This is a genomic window from Colwellia sp. SU-HH00943, from assembly GCF_057546125.1.
The window spans coordinates 908,423-931,940 of record NZ_BAAJLW010000001.1 but is presented as its reverse complement, the minus strand read 5'-3'; the positions used below and the strand labels follow the sequence as shown (position 1 = coordinate 931,940).

19 protein-coding genes and 1 pseudogene are annotated in these 23,518 nt (G+C 37.9%); 10 read left to right on the top strand and 10 right to left on the bottom strand.

The window, feature by feature from the left end:
• Positions 1 to 20 precede the first annotated feature (20 nt).
• The 4 genes from AC27GZ_RS04030 to ubiE form a co-directional block, all read right to left on the bottom strand.
• A complete protein-coding gene (locus AC27GZ_RS04030) occupies positions 21 to 704 on the bottom strand; it encodes a 1-acyl-sn-glycerol-3-phosphate acyltransferase (RefSeq protein ID WP_487093586.1) in 684 nt (227 codons plus the stop codon).
• Positions 705 to 965: 261 nt separating this feature from the next.
• Positions 966 to 2,603: a ubiquinone biosynthesis regulatory protein kinase UbiB gene (gene ubiB, locus AC27GZ_RS04025; RefSeq protein ID WP_487093585.1), complete on the bottom strand. Its 1,638-nt coding sequence runs from the start codon at positions 2,601 to 2,603 to the stop codon at positions 966 to 968.
• An 11-nt stretch (positions 2,604 to 2,614) separates the two neighbouring features.
• On the bottom strand, positions 2,615 to 3,277 hold the full coding sequence (locus AC27GZ_RS04020) for a ubiquinone biosynthesis accessory factor UbiJ (RefSeq protein WP_487093584.1): 663 nt from the start codon (positions 3,275 to 3,277) through the stop codon (positions 2,615 to 2,617).
• 5 nt (positions 3,278 to 3,282) lie between these two features.
• Positions 3,283 to 4,074 (bottom strand): bifunctional demethylmenaquinone methyltransferase/2-methoxy-6-polyprenyl-1,4-benzoquinol methylase UbiE, encoded by a 792-nt coding sequence (gene ubiE / locus AC27GZ_RS04015; protein ID WP_487093583.1) that lies wholly within the window; start codon positions 4,072 to 4,074, stop codon positions 3,283 to 3,285.
• Between the two features lie 731 nt (positions 4,075 to 4,805).
• Here ubiE and AC27GZ_RS04010 point away from each other — a divergent pair.
• The 5 genes from AC27GZ_RS04010 to AC27GZ_RS03990 all read left to right on the top strand — a co-directional run bounded on the left by AC27GZ_RS04010 (position 4,806) and on the right by AC27GZ_RS03990 (position 12,620).
• Positions 4,806 to 6,785 carry a methyl-accepting chemotaxis protein gene (locus AC27GZ_RS04010; protein ID WP_487093582.1) on the top strand — a complete coding sequence of 660 codons (1,980 nt, stop codon included), beginning with the start codon at positions 4,806 to 4,808 and terminating at the stop codon, positions 6,783 to 6,785.
• Between the two features lie 454 nt (positions 6,786 to 7,239).
• Complete coding sequence (locus AC27GZ_RS04005; RefSeq protein ID WP_487093581.1) at positions 7,240 to 7,926, top strand: response regulator transcription factor; 687 nt, start codon at positions 7,240 to 7,242, stop codon at positions 7,924 to 7,926.
• Positions 7,923 to 9,257 carry a histidine kinase sensor domain-containing protein gene (locus AC27GZ_RS04000; protein WP_487093580.1) on the top strand — a complete coding sequence of 445 codons (1,335 nt, stop codon included), beginning with the start codon at positions 7,923 to 7,925 and terminating at the stop codon, positions 9,255 to 9,257. The genes AC27GZ_RS04005 and AC27GZ_RS04000 overlap by 4 nt, the downstream gene beginning before the upstream one ends.
• 171 nt (positions 9,258 to 9,428) lie before the next feature.
• The gene (locus tag AC27GZ_RS03995; RefSeq protein WP_487093579.1) at positions 9,429 to 11,432 is read left to right on the top strand and encodes a TonB-dependent receptor domain-containing protein; all 2,004 of its coding nucleotides are present in this window, start codon (positions 9,429 to 9,431) and stop codon (positions 11,430 to 11,432) included.
• 63 nt (positions 11,433 to 11,495) lie between these two features.
• On the top strand, positions 11,496 to 12,620 hold the full coding sequence (locus tag AC27GZ_RS03990) for a PepSY-associated TM helix domain-containing protein (RefSeq protein ID WP_487093578.1): 1,125 nt from the start codon (positions 11,496 to 11,498) through the stop codon (positions 12,618 to 12,620).
• Positions 12,621 to 12,735: 115 nt separating this feature from the next.
• Here AC27GZ_RS03990 and AC27GZ_RS03985 read toward each other — a convergent pair whose 3' ends face one another.
• From AC27GZ_RS03985 to yihA, 4 genes are all read right to left on the bottom strand, one after another.
• Entirely contained in the window at positions 12,736 to 13,011 is a 276-nt protein-coding gene (locus AC27GZ_RS03985) for a hypothetical protein (protein ID WP_487093577.1), read from the bottom strand.
• 187 nt (positions 13,012 to 13,198) lie between these two features.
• Positions 13,199 to 14,086, bottom strand: coding sequence for a patatin-like phospholipase family protein (locus AC27GZ_RS03980; protein ID WP_487093576.1), 888 nt, complete (start codon positions 14,084 to 14,086; stop codon positions 13,199 to 13,201).
• A gap of 509 nt (positions 14,087 to 14,595) precedes the next feature.
• Positions 14,596 to 14,874 carry a hypothetical protein gene (locus AC27GZ_RS03975; protein WP_487093575.1) on the bottom strand — a complete coding sequence of 93 codons (279 nt, stop codon included), beginning with the start codon at positions 14,872 to 14,874 and terminating at the stop codon, positions 14,596 to 14,598.
• Positions 14,875 to 14,900: 26 nt separating this feature from the next.
• Positions 14,901 to 15,527, bottom strand: coding sequence for a ribosome biogenesis GTP-binding protein YihA/YsxC (gene yihA / locus AC27GZ_RS03970; RefSeq protein ID WP_487093574.1), 627 nt, complete (start codon positions 15,525 to 15,527; stop codon positions 14,901 to 14,903).
• A 212-nt stretch (positions 15,528 to 15,739) separates the two neighbouring features.
• On the opposite strand from yihA, the pseudogene AC27GZ_RS03965 reads away from it, so the two are divergent.
• The 5 genes and pseudogenes from AC27GZ_RS03965 to AC27GZ_RS03945 form a co-directional block, all read left to right on the top strand.
• A pseudogene (locus tag AC27GZ_RS03965) lies at positions 15,740 to 16,024 on the top strand (c-type cytochrome); the annotation flags it as partial.
• A gap of 126 nt (positions 16,025 to 16,150) precedes the next feature.
• On the top strand, positions 16,151 to 16,693 hold the full coding sequence (locus AC27GZ_RS03960) for a c-type cytochrome (protein WP_487093832.1): 543 nt from the start codon (positions 16,151 to 16,153) through the stop codon (positions 16,691 to 16,693).
• Between the two features lie 147 nt (positions 16,694 to 16,840).
• Positions 16,841 to 17,431 (top strand): paraquat-inducible protein A, encoded by a 591-nt coding sequence (locus AC27GZ_RS03955; protein WP_487093573.1) that lies wholly within the window; start codon positions 16,841 to 16,843, stop codon positions 17,429 to 17,431.
• Positions 17,428 to 18,042, top strand: coding sequence for a paraquat-inducible protein A (locus tag AC27GZ_RS03950; protein WP_487093572.1), 615 nt, complete (start codon positions 17,428 to 17,430; stop codon positions 18,040 to 18,042). Before AC27GZ_RS03955 ends, AC27GZ_RS03950 begins: the two co-directional genes overlap by 4 nt.
• Before the next feature lie 13 nt (positions 18,043 to 18,055).
• Entirely contained in the window at positions 18,056 to 21,103 is a 3,048-nt protein-coding gene (locus tag AC27GZ_RS03945; RefSeq protein WP_487093571.1) for a PqiB family protein, read from the top strand.
• A gap of 30 nt (positions 21,104 to 21,133) precedes the next feature.
• Here the strand turns inward: AC27GZ_RS03945 and thiE are convergent, their stop codons facing one another.
• Together thiE and AC27GZ_RS03935 are read right to left on the bottom strand one after the other, a co-directional pair.
• Positions 21,134 to 22,714: a thiamine phosphate synthase gene (gene thiE, locus AC27GZ_RS03940; RefSeq protein WP_487093570.1), complete on the bottom strand. Its 1,581-nt coding sequence runs from the start codon at positions 22,712 to 22,714 to the stop codon at positions 21,134 to 21,136.
• Positions 22,715 to 22,720: 6 nt separating this feature from the next.
• On the bottom strand, positions 22,721 to 23,518 hold the full coding sequence (locus AC27GZ_RS03935) for a thiazole synthase (RefSeq protein WP_487093569.1): 798 nt from the start codon (positions 23,516 to 23,518) through the stop codon (positions 22,721 to 22,723).

The following is a 23,518-nucleotide window of genomic DNA, read 5'->3' as shown; positions in this document are numbered from 1 at the left end:
CTGTTTTTAGTTTTCGTGTGTTATTTTGGCACATTATCGTGCAGTTTTTTACTCACATCATGCATTACTTGCGCTTTGAATTGAGCTTTGTCTGATGTGTTGAATTGTTGTTTGTAACTCGCTAAATCGATGACTTCCATATTGACTTTTATCTTTTTAAAGAGTTTTGGAAACTTATCACCTGGGGCTTGAATGTGATGTAAGCCGCCGCTATAAACAAATAGAATTTTACCTTGATCTAATTTTTGTAAAATATCAACGAAGCCACTGCGAATACTCATTGGTTGCCCATATTTATCTAAGCCATTTTTACGCATCATTCTCCCTTCGGGTAAAATAGCCGTGAGTTTTTCATGGTTTACATGGCTTAAAAAATACTGCCATGACTCATCTTTTTTACGAGTAATGGGAATACAGCCAGGTACTAAGGTTTTGTAAATTTTACCTGTGATGGGTCGAGCCATCGTGATGTCGGCGCCTGGTACAACTAAGTCGTTGGCAATGCGCCATAAAAATTTATAGGGAGCTAATCTAATGAATAGTGGTTCAAATAAGCTGGTATGGTTGAGAAAAATAATAAAGTTAATTTCCCGCCATTGTTCTTTAGAAAAAGTGGATAACCATTGTTGCTCAAACCGATAAAACAGCATGATAGTGAGTTTAAAGCTGACCAGCACAGAGAATTTTATGAAAGGTAATATCATGGCAATTTTGTTGAGCAGTTTATTACACTATGTGAAATAAGTATTTGACCAATTCAGAGCTGTGTCAAGGAGGTTCGCACCAGCTACAATGTTGCCATAGTAGTCTTTGCTAGCAAATACTTGTGCTTAATTATCACTATTGTTGTATTTACAGCTGGCGATAAAATTATACTCAAGGCTAACTTTAACCCGTAGTATTTTTGGTGTAGGTATGGCGTGCGTATGGCGTATTCACACTAGCTAATACAATGATATAAACAGTTATTTTTTAAAGGATAACAAGCAAAACATAACCGCTGCCGCTGCTGATAGCGCAGTGAGTATCATGTTGTTTTGGTTGGCCAATATGGCTGAGCTAACAATAAAGCCTGCAGCTAAAACACTGAATATCAATTGTTTGCTGTTGGCTTTTTGCTGTTGAGCTAATTGTTCTATCAGTTGAGTTTGCTGATAATGGCTCTCTTTTCCTGCTTTTAAATAGTCATAAACCAGATCAGGGATTTCGGGTAGTTTTTCATTCCAAAAAGGTAAATTTTCTTTAATTTTAGTAAAGACCGCTTTTACGCCCATTTGCTCTTGTACCCAGTTTTCTAAAAAGGGTTTAGCGGTTTGCCATAAGTCGAGTTGTGGATATAGCTGGCGGCCTAAACCTTCTATATACAGTAACGTTTTTTGTAACAGCACTAATTGCGGCTGAACTTCCATATTAAATCGGCGTGCTGTGTTAAAGAGGTTGACTAACACTTGCCCAAACGATATTTCTGCCAGTGGCTTGTTAAAAATTGGTTCGCAAACGGTGCGAATAGCAAACTCAAATTCATCAACACTGGTATTAGCGGGTACCCAGCCAGAGTCGACATGTAGCTGTGCAACTTTACGGTAATCTCGGTTGAAAAAGGCGACAAAGTTTTCTGCTAAGTAACGTTTATCTTCTCTATTAAGTGTGCCGACAATACCACAGTCTATGGCTATCCACGTTGGATCAGCAGGGTTGTTGGCGTCAACAAACACATTGCCAGGGTGCATATCAGCATGAAAAAAACTGTCGCGAAATACTTGCGTGAAAAATACTTCTACGCCACGTTCTGCGAGTAATTTCATATCAACCCCTAGTGCATTTAGGGTATCAATTTCAGCAACGCCAATACCGTAAATACGCTCCATAACGAGTACATTTTTGTGGCAGTATTCACTATATACTTCAGGCACATAAAGTACTTTGTCGTATTCTCTACCTTGTTCAAAATTTCGTTTAAGCTGAATGGCATTTGCGGCTTCACGGTTTAGATCAAGTTCATCTAAAATGGTTTTTTTGTATTCTGCTACCACTTCTTTGGGTCTTAAGCGCTTTCCATCAGGTAACCAACGGGCAAGAATACTGGCAAAGCGCGACATCACTTTGACATCCGCTAATATAATTTTGTCTATGTCTGGGCGTAATACTTTAATGACAACATTTTTGTGCGCTTCGTCAGCAACAAAAGTTGCGGTATGTACTTGTGCGATAGAAGCACTGGCAAGTGGTGTTAAGTCAAAATCACTAAAGTGTTGCTCAAAGGTTTCTAACCCTATGGAAGCAATGATTAATTGCTTTGCTGATTCACCATCAAAGGGCGCTACTTGATCTTGTAATAAGGCTAATTCATTCGCAAAATCAGCGGGAAGTAAATCACGACGAGTGGATAACATTTGCCCAAATTTAATAAATACTGGTCCGAGCGATTCGATGGCTAATCGAAAGCGTAACGCTGCTGATTTATCTTTATGTTTGTTTCGTAGCCAAAACAGTGAATTTCGCCCTGCTTTTATATACCAAGGCAACATTTCAGGCGGCACAATGTCATCAAGCCCATAGTGAAGAAATGTTTTAATTATTTGGTATAAGCGAATGCTGCTCACGTTTTAATTCCTTAAGTAGTTGCTTGCTCAATTAGTCGCGTTATACGTGCTTCTAGCGCCGAAACTTGCTCATTAATGTGGTTAACATCTTGATTAAAAGTATCTATCTGACTTTTTGTTACCACTAAACCTTGTTCATGCACTAGGTATTCACTGGCATCAGCTTGAATTTGTGTTGCAGCAAAGCTGAGTTTTTTTGTTAGCTTTTTACCCAGTTGGGCGAGTTTGTAAGTTGGTACTTCACCAATGTGATTGGCTAATTCACTTTGCCAGTCAATATTAAGGTGTTGAGCAACGTGAGCAAACTGTTGAGCAATTTTAACATCACCTATAACGTCTAACTTGTCTTGCTTGATCAGCTCAGTTAATTGCTGATTTTCTTCTAACTCTCTTAAGGTTTGTATACTGGTGTTGATCGTGCAATCAGCCGCTTCAATTAAAGAGGTGACCAGTAGTTGAGAGCCTTTAGAATCTACACTAGAAATAACGGTAAAGCTTAACGGAAAGCCAAGTTCAGTAAGAGTGACAGTTAAGGTTTTATTAACTAATTTGTCGAGTGAACTGTTATTCGCTGACTCAAGTGATAAAACCTTATTAACAATAGCTTCTATGCTTGCCGCGAGAGTTTGGGGCAACATCAATTGGTCTGTTAATTTAGTGAAAGGGGAAGTCATTGCGATTAAAACTTATAGCCTTTATGTAAGGCAACTACGCCACCGGTTAAGTTTTTAAAGCTGGTTTGCTCAAAGCCCGCATTATCTAGCATGGTTTTTAATGTTTCCTGATCGGGGTGCATACGAATAGATTCAGCAAGGTACTGATAACTTTCACCGTCTTTAGCGACTAACTCTCCCATTTTAGGAAGAATATTAAATGAATAAAAGTCGTATGCTTTATTGACCAGCTCATGCTCAGGCTTTGAGAATTCTAATACTAATAGTCGGCCACCGGGTTTTAAAACGCGATAGATTGAGCGTAAAGCCATGTCTTTATCAGTAACATTGCGTAAGCCAAACGCAATGGTGACAATATCAAAGGTGTTATCTTCAAAAGGTAAGTATTGTGCGTTAGCTTGAACGTATTCAATATTTTGTACTAAACCTTTATCACGAAGCTTATCGCGACCAACATTTAGCATAGAACTATTAATATCAGCCAACACAACCTTACCTTGTTTACCGACAAGTTGTGAAAATTTAGCTGTTAAATCACCCGTACCACCGGCTAAATCGAGTACTTTATTACCTGGGCGTACACCACTTGCATCAATAGTAAAGCGTTTCCATAAACGGTGAATACCGAATGACATCAAGTCATTCATAATATCGTATTGTTTAGCGACAGAATGAAAAACGCCAGCAACCATAGAGACTTTATCTTCTTTATTGATTGTTTGATAACCAAAATGGGTGGTGTTATTGGTCGAAGTTTGCGTTGTGTCTGTGGTTTGATTGTTATCTGAAACTGACATCTTAAATTCGCTAATGATAAATAATGTAAAAGTTGTCGATAGTTTACTGTATGTATGAAGGATCGCCAAACATAAGCGAATTTTTTGTTGATTCAAAACAGGTGATTGCTGAAGAATTACTTACGTAATTAATGATGGTAACTTTCAAAGTCAGACCTAAACACTATTTGTTTCGTTATCTTGAAGCTCATTCAAGAAATAAAATAACAAAAATGTAATTTAATTACATTTTGTGCTTGCGTTGTTAGAGTATCTACTCTATAATCGCTCTTGTTCCCCCTTATGTGAACACTTGTTGTAATAATTGAATATTTTAGCTCTCCTCATAGCTAATGTGCCGGTAGTTTTACTACCGGCTTTTTTTTGCCTGAAATATAAAGATACACATAATTTTCTCTCGCCTATAGCCTGATAGCTGTTCTTTGCGTTTAACTTTACAGTTGCTCCTGTATTATCTGTTGTAATTATACAGGTGTACAACTTAAGATGATGGTCTAATATAGATGCCATTTTCAAACTGTTTATGGTGATATTGTGCTCAATATCTAATTTATTTATCTAATAATGTATGTTTAACTATTTGTTTGATTCGTTATGGGTTAATTTTTTTATAATTTAATTACATAAAGTGGACGAATTTAGCTTTATTACTATACTGTAGTTTTATCGATGGGAAGAAGTGAATTTATAGCCCAGAGTTGTGAATTCATAATAAAAAATAAAGGGGATTTATGATTTTTTCTAATCTTTCATTCAGGAAGAAAATTTTATTATTGTTGGCGCTACCAATGTTGGGGTTTTTGTGGCTCAGTATTCAAAATATCTTAGGCAGTTTGCAAGTTAAAAAAGAGATGGCAACTATAGCCTCTCTTACTGAGTTATCGGTTATTTACAGTGAATTAGTGCATGAAGTACAAAAAGAACGAGGTATGACCGCAGGTTATATTGGTTCAAAAGGAGCTAATTTTGCACAAAAGCTTCAGGCTCAACGTAAAAGCACAGATGATAAAAGACAAAAGCAAGTAAACTTCTGGCAGCAAAATGATTTTCAATTGAGTGAAATCATAGCGTTAAATACTTCGATAAATACTGAATTTAAGCGCCTAGCGGATATCCGCCAACAAGTTGATTCATTAAATATTCCCCTTTCAGAAGCCCTCACTTATTACACACAAATAAATAAAAAGCTACTAAGTGTTGCAACGCTAAACGCTGAAATAAGTACCGATGCATTAATCACTAGAGAAACTGTTGCTTACTACAACTTTTTGCAAGGGAAAGAACGTGCCGGTATAGAAAGAGCTGTATTGAGTAATACCTTCGCGAAAAATGAATTTGGTCCAGGTATGTTTGCGAAGTTTATTACGTTGACTAGCGAACAAAATAGCTACTTTGATAGTTTCAATCAATTTACCAACGATCAAAATAAAGCATACTTTAAGCAGCAATTAACTAATGACTCTGTGAATGAAGTTCACAGAATAAGAGCTATTGCGCAAAGTAAAAGTACAGACTTCGATGTTAAGGCAGAGTATTGGTTTGCTCAGTCAACTGGGCGAATAGGGCAATTAAAGAAAATAGAAAATAGTTTAGGTAAATCAATGCTAGCACTGGTTGATGAAAAACAAACATCAGCTTTGACTACGTTAACGATAAACTTACTAAGTAGCATTGTACTGATTACCTTAGCGTTAGCTATTAGCTTTTATATTATCAAAGATCTGGCTTCACGAGTTTCAAGTCTGACTTCTGTGATGGCAAAAGTTAGGGAAGAGAATGATTTAACTGTACAAAGCCCTTTTGAAGGAAGCTCTGAGCTTGGGCAAATATCGACCGCATTAAATAAAACATTGTTACAGTTTTCTAATCTGATTAAAGATATATCTACTTCGAGCATTACCTTAGCTTCTGCCGCAGAAGAAACTTCACAAACTTGTGAGCTGAACTCAAAGTCATTATTTGATCAACAAAGTGGTATTAGCTTAATTGCAACGGCTATAGAAGAGCTTTCTGCAACGGTGAAAGAAGTGGCTGAAAGTACACAAAATACTGCAACCTCAGCCAAAGATGCTGATGAAAAAGCGAATAATGGTTTGAAAACAGTACAAAATTCATATCACTCAATAGAAGAGCTAGCTACGGAAATTGATGGCTTAGCTACGCAAATTAATAGCTTGCATGAAAGTAGCCAAAATATTACCAGTGTTGTAGATGTGATCAAATCTGTAGCAGAGCAAACTAATTTACTTGCTTTAAATGCGGCCATTGAAGCGGCTAGAGCTGGAGAACAAGGGCGAGGCTTTGCGGTTGTGGCTGATGAAGTCAGAACACTGGCTCAACGTACTCAAGAGTCAACCTCAGAGATTGAAAACTTCATTTTGTCACTGCAAACGGATGCTAATGCTGCTTACAGTGTTATTGAAATGAGCCAGAAAAAAGCGGTACAAGCAGTAGAAAGCTCGAAGAATGTCGAAGTAGTCTTAGAAGAAATAACCTCTTCTGTTGGTGATATTTTTGCAATGACAGAACAAATTGCAACTGCAATTGAAGAGCAATCGGTTGTGACACAGGATGTAGCACAAAACGTAGTTTCTGTTGAAGAGAAGTCAATTGAAACGACCGCAGGCGCAGAGCAAATTTTTGTAACCGCTAAAGAACAAGCGAAATTAGCGAGCTCATTACAAGATATTGCTAGCACGTTTAAGGTTTAAGTTTAGATTCTTGAGCGCTTTAATTATAGAGGATTATACTTGGTAAGGTGAAGCGGTAGCAGGGAAGTAAAAGCTGCTATCCTTTTATCTCGAGAATTATATGTAACGATTTTAACCTTATTAAATACTCTTTATACCATGCTAAAGCTCGCCAATATTTGGTTCCGATAAGCATCTTTTTCTTAAACTTCATCTTCAACACTAATTCTCTCGCAATCATTTCTACAAAGAGGATTAGTGTATACCTTTACACCTTAATTACAGCTTTCATTTACAATGCAAATAAAAATGATTATCATTATCTGTGTGATATTTGAATAAAAAATATTCGGATTTTTTATTCAAATAATGAATGCCACATTGAAATTTAACGTCGAAATATCAGTGTGTAATAGACTTTTTTCATAGTTTTAATCGCTTAATTTATTCAGCTTCATCAGCAAGGAGTTAACAAATGCGTGATGACAAAATTCTTATCATTGAAGATGATAAAGAATTAAACAATCAGCTATCCCAATTATTAGCACAAAATGGCTATCAAATAGAGCAGTGCTTTGATGGTGAGTTGGGGCTAATTAAAGCGACAAGTAATCAATTCCAGTTAATATTACTTGATGTCATGTTGCCAAAACGTGATGGCTTTTCATTATTGAAAATCTTGAGAAAAACCTGTGAAACCCCTGTAATTATGGTAACGGCAAAAGATGCCGAACAAGAAAAGATTATTGGTTTGAGTGAAGGTGCAGATGATTATGTATCTAAGCCGTTTAATATCACGGAGCTGTTGCTACGAATTAAAGCGATGTTAAGACGAAGCCAGCCTAAGGGGCAAGATAATAAATTGCACTCGCTTTCATCAGACAACCTTTTGCTTAATGCAAAAGAATCCCAGGTGACTATTGATAAACAGCCGATAGAATTTACGCCTGTAGAGTTTAAGCTTATATGGGAGCTATTGCTAAATCAGGGAGATGTACTCAGTAAAGCATATCTTTATCAAAGGGTACTTAATCGCAATATGGGGGCATATGACAGAAGTTTAGATATGCATTTAAGCCGCATAAGGAAAAAATTGAATGCCGCTTCAGGCCCTGGCGAACGATTAATAACCAGTCATGGTAAAGGATATAGCTACACATGAGTCGGCAATTATTCTGGAAAATGTGCTTAATCTTGGCCACAGGTATTGTGGCGCTTTTTTATGTGATTAATTTACTCACTTCCCACACAGAGGAAGGTATGAGTATGCTAGCGCTAGAGGATAGGGAGCAAATAACTCAATGGGGAAAAACGGCAGAAGGGCTATATAAATCGGATGATAAAGTAGGTTTAGAAAAATTTATATCAAGCCTGAAAAAGCAAGAAAACACTTGGTTATCTGTGCTTAGCTTTGATTATAAAGAAGTTGCAGGTGAGCCTTTTGAGCAAGTTTATCACGGTGAGCCAATCTTTGGTCGTAGTGTTGATTGGAAAATACATTTATATCTCGATTATAACCCGGTTATGGAAGTGCCTTTCAATGATGTAAATGCTAGCTTTCTTATTCAGCTACCAAAAAGAATGCGACCGGGTGAATACTGGCGTTATACTCAAATCACCATGCAAATAGTGATGCCTACTCTGTTACTTGCGTTATTATCATTCTTGCTATATCGCTACATAATGAAGCCACTATTACAATTGCAATCGGCAACGAAACACTTCAGTGCAGGGAATTTTGATGTAAGAGCTAGTAAGTTAATGGGCACTAGAAATGATGAGTTTTCTTATTTAGCGCAAACCTTCGACGATATGGCAATTCGTATTGGTGAACAAATAATAAGCCAACGGCAACTTATCGCAGATTTATCACATGAATTACGAACACCATTAACACGGCTTGATATTTCTCTCGCGTCATTAAAAGGCCAAAAAGACGAGAATATAGAACGTATTGAGCGTGAATCCATACATATTAGAAGGCTGGTTGAAGATACCTTGTCTTTAGCTTGGTTAGATAACGAAAAGCCTCAATTAAAACAAGAGTCACTTGATTTAATTGACTTGATTGATGTGCTGGTTGCGGATGCTAAGTTTGAATTTCCAGATCGACAGCTCATTACTGATTTGCCTGAAAGCGCAGTGATTGAAAACTCAAGCCATAGAGCTGCAGGTCAGGCGATTGAAAATATTCTTCGCAATGCCTTACGCTATACACCAGCAGGTAAGATTGTGAAGGTTAAGTTGTCTGATAAAGAGGATATGTACCAAATTGCAATTCTAGATCAAGGCCCTGGTGTGCCTAACGATTTGCTTAACACTATATTCAAACCTTTCTTTCGGGTTGATAAGTCACGGGAGCGTAAAGGTAGTAGTTTTGGTTTAGGTCTCGCTCTTGCTAAACGTCAATTAGCAACGATTAGGGCAAAGGTTAGTGCCAAAAATATTGAGAATGGCGGCTTAGCTATGGTTATTACTATTCCAAAAAATTAGTCACTAGCAATCATATATTTATATCAGTACGCTATTTTTACCTGCTAAATGTAAAGATTGTAAATTTGCTATCATTCCATTAGTTAAATGATAATAATTCGTATTTAATAAATGTTAACTTATTCTCTATTTTTAAATACTAAAAAATTATTAAAACACTAAAGGCCTTTTATGAAAGCATATCAATTAACTAAGGGTATAAAACCACTATCACTCGCCATTCTTTTCGCTTTGGGTAGTCAGCAAGTATTTGCAGAGCAAGCTTCATCTGAGCAATCAGTTGAAGAAGAAACGATGGAAACTATTGTTGTTGTTGGTCAAACAACTAACACACTAATTACCCCTGAAGAGTTAGAGAAGTATCAAGCTAATGACTTAGCTGATATTTTCCGTTTAGTTCCATCTGTTTCTGTGGGTGGCTCTCTGGGTATTGCCCAAAAAGTATATATTCGTGGAATGGAAGATACCTTATTAAACGTGACTGTAGACGGTGCACCTCAAACAAGTACATTATTCCACCACATTGGTCGACTTTCGATTGACCCTGATTTGTTGAAGGAAGTCGATGTTCAAGCGGGTGCTGGTGAAGCAACTGCAGGTGCTGGTGCTGTCGGTGGTGCTATTCGCTTTAAAACCAAAAGTGTTAACGATGTTCTTGAAGATGATAAAGATTTTGGTGGCACGGTAAAGGCCGGCTATTTTACAAATAGCGGTTATAAAGGCAATGTGTCGCTTTATGGTCGATTTAATGATGATTGGGGCGTACTCGCTTCTTATGTTTATACCGACCGCGACAACATGGAAGATGGTGAAGGTAATGAAATTTCTGGCACTAACCCTGAGCAAAGCTTAGGTTTTGTTAAAGTCAGTGGTGAGCTAAGCGATAGCCAATCACTTACTTTCAGCTATGAAAGTCGCGTTGAAGAAGGGGAGTTTGTACAGCGCCCTAATTGGCCTGAATCTAGCTGGAATCCAATTTATCCGATTACCGTAGAGCGTGATACCTTTGTGTTAAATCACTTACTTGCCGTAAATGAATTACTTAATTTAGAAACTACCATTTACTCAACAAAAGCAAGCGTTGAGCAAGATGTTTATAATAGATGGGGTATTTACAAGGGTGAAGTTGCAACTAATGGCTTTGACATTCGCAATACCAGTCAAGTATCAGATCACACGTTAACTTATGGTATTGAATATCGCGACGATGAAGTAAAAGCAGGCGCGTTAGGTGAAAGCGGTGCTAAAGAAGAAGGCACAGTTGCAGGTATTTATTTCCAAGATCATTGGAGCTTAACCTCATCACTATTAGTAAGCTTTGGTGCTAGATACGATTCTTATGAATTAGATTTAGTGACGTATGATGGTAGTGTTGACAGTGATGGTTTTAGTCCAAACCTTGGTCTTGAGTATATGTTTAATGACAATTGGAAATTAAACTTAGGTTATGCTGAAGCTATGCGTGGTAAAGAAGTGGGTGACTCATTTACTATCGAAGCAGGTTACTTAACGGTTGATCCAGAATTAAAGGCTGAAGAAGTTGATAATACTGAGATTGGTGTAACTTATCATGATGATCATTGGAATATCGTCGCATCATACTATCAAAGTGATATCGACAATGTCATTTTAGATCAACTTGGCCGCGGCACATGGTATGAAAATGTTGGTACTTTAGAAACCGATGGTTTTGAATTGAAAGTTGGTTACTGGATTGACGACTTCCAAATTGTCGCTAACTATAGCAGTAGCGATGCCGAGTTAAATGGTAATAAAGTTGAAGGTTATGAATATATAGGTTTAGCTAATGTTAGAGGTGATACATGGGGTGTTAATATTAACTACACGCTAAGTGACACCATTGAGATGGGTTGGAACCTAGAATATGTTGAAGATTTGAATAACATTGAAGTATTCCACCGAATGGTTGATATTGGCTGGGCTGATGCAACCACTGAAATTGATAAAGCAGGCTACAACGTGCATGACGTGTATGTGCAATGGGAGCCAAATGAAACTTTCTTAGTGAATTTAACTGTGACTAACTTATTCAATGAGTATTACATTGATCACTCAAGTGTTGGTGATTATAACAATGTTCCTGGTTGGGAAGGTGTATCAGGGTTACATGAAGCAGGTCGTGACATTCGTGTGTCGCTTACCTATAACTTTTAAGCAATCCACCTAACAAAACGGCAATCACTTTGTTGATTGCCGTTTTTTTTATGAGAGCAAAAGATGTTAAGAAAATTTCTTTTTTGGACACATTTATCTTTGGGTATCTCTGCTGGCGTTATCGTCTTTATTATGTCAGCGACAGGGGTATTACTCACTTATGAAGCACAGATTCTTGACTGGGATGAGTCTCGTCACTCAGTTACTCCAATGCCTGGAGAGCAAAGAATCACAACAGATGAAGTACTCAATATTGCTAGAAGCAAACATCCTGATGAAAAACATTTTTACATTCGTTGGGTTAATGAAGAAGGGCGACCAATTCCTTTATGGGTAGGTTCACAGGGGTATTTAATATCGCCTTATAGTGGTGAAATCATACAAACAGAGTCGAGTTGGATAGTCAAATCGATTCATGTAATTGAAGATTTACATCGTTGGTTAGCCTTTGAAGGCGAAGCGCAAAAAATAGGTAAAGCAATCACAGCTTATAGTAATCTTGTTTTTGTGTTCTTGATGATTACCGGAGCCTATTTATGGCTACCGCGCCGTATTCGCTGGTCATCAGTTAAACAGCACTTATTATTTAAAGGTCAATATAAAAGTCCGCACGCAAAGTATTTTAATTGGCATCATGTATTTAGCGCATGGGCTGTGATCCCCCTGTTTGTAATAGCAACCACAGCAACAGTTTTTCATTTTCATTGGGCGAATCAGGCATTGTATGGTTTATATAATGAAGAGGCGCCAGGGCCACGCCAAAAACGAGTGCCTGTGGATTTGATTGATGGCTCTCAACGATATGAAGACTTGTTTGTTAAAGCCCAGCAACATGCGGCGGAAAATGGTGTAGCAGACTGGCATTCTATGTGGTTAGAGTTTGGCCGAGAAAAGGGTAATACCCGTTTTTGGATTGATCCAAGCCTTGGTAATAGCTATGAGCGTGCCTACGCACTTTTTCTCGATAATGATACGGGGGATGTTGTGAAAACAAAGCGTGGTGAAGATTGGTCGAAAGGCGATCAGGCTTGGGGTGTAGCACGATTTCTTCACACGGGTGAGTATTACGGTATCCTTGGTCAAACGATTGCCGGGTTAGCATCGCTTGCGGCCTGCTTTTTAGTCTTTACAGGCTTTGTTTTATCTTGGCGTCGGTTAATTCGACCATTAATTAAAAGGAAAAATTAGCCCTATAGGAAGCTATGTAAACAATGTTAAGTAACTGCAACATAGCTTTCTTTCCCACCCTGTTTGTGTTGAATAGCACATTAAAATCGATAATCAATTTTGTTTAATTGCTTTGCTATATCACAAATGCGACGATAATTGCGGTTACTGCCAGTACGCTGTACTCAGGTGTGCCACGTGGTACTTTAGACATAACAAGAAAACAAACAAACGCTAATGCAAATAGAATAGAACTACCTATGAATACACCTATTAATTCATGCCCCATAATTAAACCGAAAATAGCTAGTGGGATACTAAACAATAAAGCAGAAAAGTAAGGCTCTTTTTTCACTAAATATAATTTATAGGAAAGAGCTAACATCAAAAGTTTAATTATGAGAAATAACATTAAAGTTCCTTGTAGTAAAAAGCCTAAATCAGAGGCTGTTGATAGTTTGATAAAAAAGCGAAGCAGGCGCAAAGCTAACTGTAATTGGTCTTACTTTGACAATTTGCTCAAGTATTCGATTAAGCCACATAGATTGATATTGGCTTTTTAGTAAATGACGACAAGTTTTTAAACTTGAAGTCATTATTTAAATTTTTAAATAGGCTTTAGCCTTTGTGTGCCCCAAGGCTATCATCTCTTTCGCACGATAAAATTCTAACGTATCACAAGCATTACGAGCTATTTTTATTTCAATATCAGGTGGATATGCGGCTAATTTTTGTCTTGCGATTGTTGATTGCATGGCATCAAAAGCTTGGTTAGCAATATTGTAAGCTCCCCAGTCCTTCGATTTATGTTTGGTCTTGTTATCAGATAAATCACGGATGAAGTTTTTAATTTCAATTCGAATTTTTTCTATTGTGCTTGTTACTTTAGCCTTACTCTCACTTGAATGAGAGTAAGTATTGTCGTGTTCAATACTGCCAGCTAAATTTACTGCAATGGTTAGATCCGTACCATCCTTAAAAGTTGGAGCAATCGGGACAGGATTTAATACACCCCCATCAATTAAATAGCTCTCTTTATAAGAGACAGGAGTAAAAAATAAAGGTAAAGATATTGATGCTCTTACGGCATCAAATAGCCTGCCAGAATTTAACCAAACTTCTTTTTCATTGTTAACATCTGCCGCAACAGCTGTAAAAGAAATAGGCAGATCTTCAACCAAAATATCACCTACAATATCAATGAGTTTATTGATTACCTTATCCCCCTTAACAATCCCCCCTGATTGCCAAGAAATATCTAATAAAGTCATAATATCAACTTTGGTTAATTCACAAACCCACTTCTCAAAGGCATCTAGTTTTCCTGCAGCATACACAGCGCCAATTAGCGCTCCAGCAGAACAACCTGAAATAGATTTAATAATGCATCCACTATTTTCTAGCTCTCGAATTACTCCAATATGAGCCAAGCCTCTAGCTCCACCACTCCCTAAAACAAGAGAAACAGATTTTCCTTCTAATTCCATGCATATTATCCAATTTAAATCAGGTAATTATTAATTCATACACTACTATTGTGAATTAATTAACTCAAGCTATTGGAAATATTAATATTTTAGCACTGTTTGTTTACTATGAAGATGAACGCTCTCATTCGTACCAAAGATAATGTTATGTGGGCTGATTTACAGTCATTAATTGGTAACCTCAAATATTATATGAATTTGTGATTATGTGTATCGATGAATGGAGAACACATGTTAAATCTTCCATCAAGCGATGCATTTTATATTGTTTATGAAGTTTTCAGATACTAATAGAGTTTATACAGTTTACTCAGATTAAAATTAATAGAGTTTTTATACTATTTCTTGTTGCATATTTAGAGTGCTTACTCTATAATTACTTTGTTCTTAGCGAACACTTATTGTAATAATTTTTATTCTAGCTTTCCCCATAGGCTAATACACGCCGGTGATTTATTTGTCATCGGCTTTTTTATGCCCGAAAAACAGTACATGTATATTAAGTAAGTTTATGATGAACGTGTTCTGTGCAGTATCTGAATAATACAAGCCAAAGAAAAATAACCGATAAATTGCCCAAAAAGAAAAAGGATCATTTTGGGGGTAAAGTAAGTTTCTTCGCTGAAAAAGCTCAGCATAAACATGGCTGGTGCAGTAAGCACAGTATAACCAGGTAAAGAAACAGGCACAAAATAATAATTGAATAAGAAGGCTAACAGACCAATTATCATGCCTATTAACCCCCATATTGTAGAAAGTTTGAAGTTGGGCTTTAGCTTTTTAGACATGACAATAACTCGCTAATGTTTTTAGGTTACTGCTCTTCATCTTCACTAGTTTGTCCAAACCAATGACAAATTACCGCTTCTGCTTGTTCAGCACCTGTTCTTTTTAATGAGGAAAAGGCTTGTACTTTTATGTCACCGTTTAGAGGAGCTAAAGCCTTTTTTACTTTCAGAACTTCAGCACTGCGTTTACCTTGAGATAATTTGTCAGCTTTAGTGAGTAGTGCTAAAACGGGCAGTTCACTGTCTACCGCCCACTCAATAAGATCTTTATCTAAATCTTTTAAAGGGTGCCTAATATCCATTAAAACGACTAAGCCTTGTAAGCTCTCACGTTTTTCTAGGTATTCTCCCAGTGCTTTTTGCCATTTTTTCTTCATCTCAAGTGGTACTTTGGCAAAGCCGTAACCCGGTAAATCAATTAAGCGTTTATCTTCATCAATTTCAAAAACGTTAATTAATTGAGTGCGACCAGGTGTTTTACTGGTTCGGGCTAAGTTTTTCTGTTTAGTTAATGTATTTAATGCGCTTGACTTGCCCGCATTTGAACGGCCAGCAAAGGCAACTTCAATACCTGAATCTAAAGGCAGTTTACGAATATCTGGGGCACTTATGGTAAAAGTGGCTTTAGTTAAATGTACTATTGTTGAAGACAAGGGCTTTGCTCGATGTAAGTAAATAGATTAAATAAAGTCGCATTATAACGTTTTCTCGCTATTATTGATTTAAAAAAACTCACAATTGCGTGAAATTATCTCGTTTTCAGTGAATTTTTTTATTTCATGCTGTTACACATTGCTGATATTAGTGTAAAATGCCGACTTATTTATTGAATTAGTTTATTTTTTGACAAGCAGAGAGCAACTTAATGAAAAAAATTATTCTTTCACTATTGTTAACCGTGACCGCTATGAGTACAGCGGCTGCTGTAGAAGGTGATGCCGAAGCAGGTAAAGCAAAAGCTGGCGTGTGTAGTGCTTGTCATGGTGCTACAGGTATTAGTGCTATTGAAACTTACCCTGACTTAGCCGGCCAACACGCCGCTTATCTTGTAAAGCAATTAGTTGCTTTTAAAACAGGTGATCGTACTGATGTGATGATGGCGCCTATGGCGGCTAATTTATCAGAGCAAGATATGGCCGACTTAGCTGCTTTCTTTTCAAGTCAAAAACGTGCTGGTGAACAAACCGAGTCAGCCGCAGCAACTGAAGGTGGTGCTAGCCCAGTAGCTGCCGCCGCTGGTGATGTTAAAGTTGTTACTTCAACTACGGCAAAAGCAATTTATGCGGGAGATGTTAAAGCTGGACAAGAAAAATCAGCGAGCTGTATTGCTTGTCATGGTGCTGATGGTAATAGTTCAATACCTTTGTACCCTAAGATTGCTGGTCAGAGTGCTAGTTATATAGCTAAACAACTTGCCGATTTTAAATCAGGTGTTCGTAATGACCCTTTGATGGCAGGAATTGTTGCCGCTTTATCTGAGCAAGATATGCAAGATTTAGGTGCTTTCTTTGCCGTTCAAACTTCTACCGCCGGTACAGGTGAAGCAAGTGAATTGGGTCAGAAGTTATACTTTGGTGGTGATGCGAAAAAAGGTATTGCTGCGTGTGTATCTTGTCACGGTGTAGCAGGTAAAGGTATGGCACATGCTGGCTTCCCTGCACTTGCTGGTCAAAATGCCGATTACTTGAAAAAGCAACTTGCTAGCTTCCGTGATGGTAGCCGTAATAATGATAAAAATAACATGATGACTGATATCGCCATTAGATTATCAGACAGTGATGTTGAAGAGTTAGTTAAGTATATGTCTTCGCTTAAATAATGCGGACAAACTTTTACAAATAACTTGATTGAAAGCAGCGTTTATCGCTGCTTTTTTTGTTTATATACCCTAATATATACGAAGTAGCAGGAATAAAGGAAAGGTGGTTTCACTATTAGTACCAAGGACCAACAGTTAATTGCTTGTATGCAATGTGATGCTTTGTATGATCGTCCTAAATTAAAACAAGGGCAAAATGCTAAATGCACTCGCTGTGGCAGCACATTAATTGAGCGCAAAGTTGATTGGATAAATAGAAGTTTCTATTGGTCAATTGCTGGTTTACTTATGTTATTTCCAGCGGTTACATTGCCTATGATGGGGGTAATGTTAGGTGGGCAATATGATAATGCTTCGTTGATTGAGTGTGTGCTTGCACTCATAGACCGTGGTTTTTTTATGATTGCTATTCTATTGTTTCTATTTGCAATAGCTGTTCCTACGGTTCGATTAGTTGGTGTTTTTTACATTGCTGCTAGCTTCAAATATAAACGCTTGCGCTCGTCATTATTACAATTCTTTAGAGCATTTCATCATCTAGATAATTGGGCGATGTTAAATGTTTTCATGCTGGGTATTGTGGTTGCTATGTATAAGCTCGTTGATGACACTGAATTGTCGGTCAACTTGGGTTTGGTTGCTTTTATCTGTTGGCTGATTTGCTCAACCTTAGCGGTAGAGTACTTAGACCAAGATGAAATTTGGCAGTCCTTAGAAGCACGTTTTGGTGATACATGAAAACAGCGAAACAAATGGGGCTTGGCGTTTGCCCAAAATGTCATAAGGTCAATGAAATCACCGAAGAGCCAATGCGCTGCATTCGTTGTCATGGTCACTTTTATCAACGTAATCGAAATAGTTTACAATATACGCTGGCATGGAATTTAGCGGCTTTATTAGCGTTTATTCCCGCCAATTTATATCCAATTATGATCATTTATTCGTTAGAAGTACCTGATGAATCGACCATATTGTCAGGGATAGGTAAATTTATCTCAGAAGGCTTGTATCCTATTGCCGCGATTATATTTACAGCCAGTATTATTGTACCTTTAATTAAAATTCTCGGCTTGTTTGTGTTAGTGTATAAAGCACATACAGGTGTACGTTTAAAGCCTGATAGACACAGTAAAATTTACCATATTCTTGAGTTTTTAGGCCCTTGGTCTATGTTAGATGTTTTTGTTGTCGCATTATTAATTGCCGTGGTGGAATTAGGCTTTGTAACCTCTGTAGCAGCAGGTCCTGCTATTAATTTTTTCACAATGACAGTTATTTTTACCATGATAGCGGCCAACAGTTTTGACCCTCGTATTTTGTGGGATAAAAAACACGATAAAGTGAGTTAGTTTAAGGAATAGAATGAGTACTGATAAATCATTAAATGACAAGGCGTCAGAAGAAAATTTTTCGGTTGAAGTTGTGCCAAGACAAGGGATTTCAATTGTTTGGTTTGTGCCGTTTATTGCCCTTGTGTTTGGCTTATGGTTAGCGGTTAAAGTTATCTCAGAACAAGGCGTTTTTGTAACTATTGAGTTTGAAAATGGTGCGGGTATTGTGCCGAAAAAAACTCAAGTACGTTATAAAGGATTGACTGCAGGTTTAGTTCAAAGTGTTGAGCCTTCTGATGACTTACAACATGTGATTGCAGAAGTAGAAATATCAAAAACATTTTCGGATTACTTAACTGAAAATACCCTTTTCTGGTTAGTGAGTGCAGATATTTCACTTCAAGGTGTTTCGGGGCTAGATACACTTATTTCGGGAAGCTATATTAATATTTTGCCGGATCGAACCAAAGAAGGTGATAGCCAAGATCACTTTATTGCGCTTAATGAAGCGCCGCAACTTGATATGTCGACACCAGGTTTACACTTAACGTTGAAAACCAATGTGCTCGGCTCAATCAGTGAAAACTCACCAATTACTTTTAAACAAATCCCTATTGGGCATGTAACGGGTTATCAATATATTGAAGATAATCAAGGGATTGATATTAATGTTTTTATTGAACAAGAATATGCGCATTTAGTTAAAGAAAACTCACTATTTTGGAATACTAGTGGTGTACAAGTCACTGCGTCTATTGCCGGAGGCTTAAAAGTAAATACTGATTCAATCGCTTCCATTATTGGCGGTGGTATCGCGGTAGATACTTTGAGTTATCAAGAAAAGTTAGCACCAGCAAAAAATGGTCACACCTTTGCCTTACATCCTGATTTTCAATCTGCTGAGATGGGACATGAAGTTGAACTCACTTTAGATTGGAATTCAGGCATAGATCGAAACGCAACTATTTTATTTCAGGGTTTAACTATAGGTACGATAGAGTCTTTTAGTAAGATTGATCCTAAAACACGTAAAATCACCGCGAAAGCAAAAGTTAACCCGCGCCTTGTGCCTTATTTAACTGATCAATCTCAATTTTATATTGTCTCTCCGCATATTGATTTGACAGGAATTTCTAATGCGAAAACCTTGTTAACAGGTACTTATATCAGTATTCGCCCTTCATTAGAGGGTGAACCTCAGAATAAATTTACGGTTTATAACAGTAAGCCGCCCTATCGTTATACAGAGCCTGGCTTACACTTAATTATAGAAGCCAATGATCGTCACTCGCTGCAAGTGGGCAGTAATGTTTACTATAAGCAGCAAATTGTCGGTAGCGTGCAAGCCGTTGAAACCGTAGGTGCTGAGCAGCATTTAATTCATATTCATGTTGAGCAAGAGTTTCAACATTATGTCAATAATACCAGTCATTTTTACAACAACTCTGGCTTGAAAATAAAAGCAAATTTGCAAGGTGTTGACATAGAAGCACAGTCTTTACAAAGCATCTTAACAGGCGGTATTTCGTTTGTTAACTTCGAACAAGAAAAGTCTGAAAAGGTAGTGGTTAATGGTGATAAATTCTCTTTATTCGCTAATGAAAAACTCGCCAAACAACGAACAAGCTTTAGCTTGGTCATCTCAGCAAGAGAACAAATTAATGTTAATACGCGTATTTTACACCGCGGTGTGGAAATTGGCGCTATTCATCATATTGAGGTGCAGGGTGAGCAAAGCAAGCTATACCTAGGCATACTACCGGAATATGAAACCATTTTAAGAGAAGGAACCAAATTTTGGTTAGCTAAACCTAATTTGAGTTTATCAGGTGCAACCGACACCGATGCTTTATTAGGCGGGGCATATATAACCTTTAACCTAGGTAAAGAAAATACCAAGACTAAAACTGATTTTGTGCTTCTTACTTCGCCACCGGCGAAACATGCTAGCGCTTCAGGCTTACAGCTAACCTTGATTACAGATAGTGCCAATGTAGCTACTGCAGGTAGCAGTGTTAGTTATCGAGGTGTTGTTGTCGGTCAAGTAGACAATGTTTCTTTAGATAAACAAACCGACAAAGTGCATGTCAATATTACTATTGATGAAGAACATAGATCGCTAGTCAATGTAGATACTCGTTTTTATAACGCCAGTGGTGTAACCATCAGTGGTGGTTTAGGTGACTTGGTGGTAAAAACCGAATCACTTGATGCGATATTGCGTGGTGGTATCAGTTTTTATAACCCAGACAGCCAAGTAAAATCAAAGGTTGAAGTAAAAGAGCTCGATCATTTTGAATTATTCGCTCATGCTGAACACGCGAAAGATGCTGGTTTAGCTATTCGTATTCACTTTAATGACTATTCAGGATTGAAGATAAATACCAAAGTGATTTATCAAGAGCAAGAAATTGGCTCAGTGACTAAGTTAATTTTTAACGATGACAGTGTTGGTGTTACTGCGTTAGTGTTATTAAATGACTTAGGGGTGAGGTATGCAACACAAGGTAGTAAGTTTTGGTTGATTGAGCCTGAAATTGGCTTGGTTGGCTCTAAACATGTGACTTCAATTTTTGAAGGGGCTTTTATTGGGGTTTTGCCTAGCGCAATCAGTAATGAACAGCAAACCTCATTTGAAGCGTTAGAGTTACCCCCTACGGTTAAACAACTGCCGTTTGGGCTTAACTTAAAGTTAACCACAAAGCGTTTAGGGTCAGTGCGAGTTGGTAATCCTGTACTTTATCGTCAAATTAAAGTGGGGAAAGTGATAGGGGTCGACCTATCTGCTAATGCCGATACCGTTGATGTATACATTAATATTGCTAAGCGATATGCGCCTTTGGTCAGTAGCGGTAGTAAGTTTTGGAACACGAGTGGTGTTAATATTGAAGCGGGGATTTTCTCAGGGATCAATATCGACTCAGAATCAATTGAAACTTTAATAGCTGGCGGCGTTGCTTTTGCGACACCTGAATTAGAAGAGGGGGAAAGCGCTACGCCAGCAACTGAGTATATCCTTCATCAAGATGTTGATAGTGATTGGCTCGAATGGCAAACGAAAATTGCCATTGAGCAATAATATATAATTTAAACAGCTAGGTAGCGGTTATTAGTTAACTAGCTGTTGAAGTTGCTGCAACGCTAGCTCTGGCTGCTCGGCCTGTGTTATTGCTGTGACGACGGCTATACTTTCTACACCCGTTTGTAATACGGTTGGTGCTCTAGATAAATTGATGCCTCCAATGGCGACGACAGGGATGTGCTTATCCTTATTTTTGTCACGTAATGTCAATAAATGCTCTAAGTTTTCAATGCCTTGAATTTGCCCTGTCATGTCTTTGGTTGTAGTGGGGAAAATAGCCCCAACAGCTAAGTATGAAGGTTGTAGCTGCTGAGCCAGCAAAAACTCATAACAGCCATGTGTACTAATGCCTAATCGCAATCCTGCTTGTTTTATTTTCAGTAAGTCTGCGTCAGCTAAATCTTCTTGACCAATATGCACTCCGTAGGCGCCATGTTTGATAGCTAATTGCCAATAGTCATTGATAAATAAGCGTGTAGATGAGTTTTTGGTTAGTGTAACTGCTTCGCTAATAATTTGTTCTAGCTCTTCGTGCTCAACATTTTTTACCCTCAGTTGAATGATTTTCAAACCTAAAGGTAATAAACGTTTTAGCCAGTACAGAGAATCAATAACAGGGTAAATACCTAATTTTTCCTCACTAAGTGCTAAAGAAGGAAAACCAGTGTTTTTCCCTTGCTCATATAGATTATTACTCATAACATCAGGGAAATGTACCGCGTTATTAGGCCAAGATAATACTTCAAACGCGCCATAATACTGATGATGCTTGCTAGCACTTAATATTGAACTTGCTGATAGCCCTTGGTTGATAAAGGCTTTGGTTAAAGTAAACGCATCACGTACTAAATAACCTTGTGCTAAAAATGCAGCCATGGCGCTAGTAAAGCAACAACCGCCACCGTGAGTATAATGAGTGCTTTTGTGTGGCGAACTGAGTTGATAACAAATACTGCTCTGAGTTTTGTCTTGGCTATCTTGCCTTAATTTATTGAGCTGATGAAAACAGAGATCAGTCACTGTCGCTTCATGTTCTTGCTCATCATTTGTTTGCTGATTATGCCCGCCTTTAATAATGATAGAGCCAATAGCAAAAGCTTGATGAATTGCAGTTGCTAGAATCTTAGCATCAGTAGTATCTGATAACTGAGCTAGAGATTGGGCTTCATGAAAATTCGGGGTGATAATGTCAATCTGTTTTAATAGTGGTGTTAGATCATTAATCGTTAAATTCGATAATGCGCCACCAACACTGGCTTGACCAACAGGATCATAAACGCAGATTAATAAAGGATTCGATTGCTTTAGCTCTGACAAGCATGTGGCTAACCAGCTAACTTGCTCGATATTGGCGAGTAAGCCAATTTTGATAACCTTAGGCGTTTTATCATCTTGTAATACTCCAACTTGTTGCTGTAAAACTTCGGTCGGTATGGCGTTTACGGCAATAAGCTCTTGAGAATTTTGAACGGTATTAGCGGTGATTAAATGGCACACTTCAACACCTAAGGCATGACCGGTTTTTATATCAGCGGCAATACCAGCACCCCCTGAGCAATCACTGCCTGATATGCTCCAAATAATTGGCTTTTGCTGTAATTTTTTCATTTTGAGTTAGCTACTTTGGTGCCAAAAAGGCGTGTCTAATGTTGGCGTACTTGGGTGTGCAGTTTGCCTTTGTTCCATGGTACCTGCAACGTAAGCCTGTTCACCAGCTTGTAATGCCTGCCCAAAGGCTTTTGCCATCAGCACAGGGTTATCAGCTAAGGCAACAGCAGAATTGAGTAAAATACCGTCATAGCCCATCTCCATCGCTAAACAAGCGTCTGAAGGCTTACCTATTCCGGCATCTAAAATAAGTGTTGCTTGCGGTAAGCGTAATCGAATGGTTTCAAGGTTATATGGGTTCATCAAGCCTTTACCTGTACCAATAGGTGAAGCCCAAGGCATAATTACTTCACAGCCTAAATCATATAAACGTTGGCACAGCACTAAGTCATCAGTGCAATAAGGCAGTACGTTAAAACCGTCTTTGATTAACTGCTCTGTGGCACTGAGTAACTCAATGGGATCAGGCTGTAAATTGTAGTCATCACCAATAACTTCTAGTTTCAACCAGTTGGTTTGAAATATTTCGCGACTCATTTTAGCGAGTGTGACTGCTTCTTTTGCCGTTTTACATCCCGCTGTATTTGGCAATAAATGTCCGTTTACTGTTTTGACTACCTCTTGTAAATATTGCCAGATCTGTTGCCCTGATTTTTCACTAGGGTTCTGCCTTTTTAATGACAAAGTCACTACTTGTGAGCCACTGGCTAAAATGGCCTGCTTCATGATTTCAGGCGAAGGATAAAGTGCACTACCAATCAGTAAACGGCTATCAAGCTGTTGTCCATAAATTGTTAATGACAT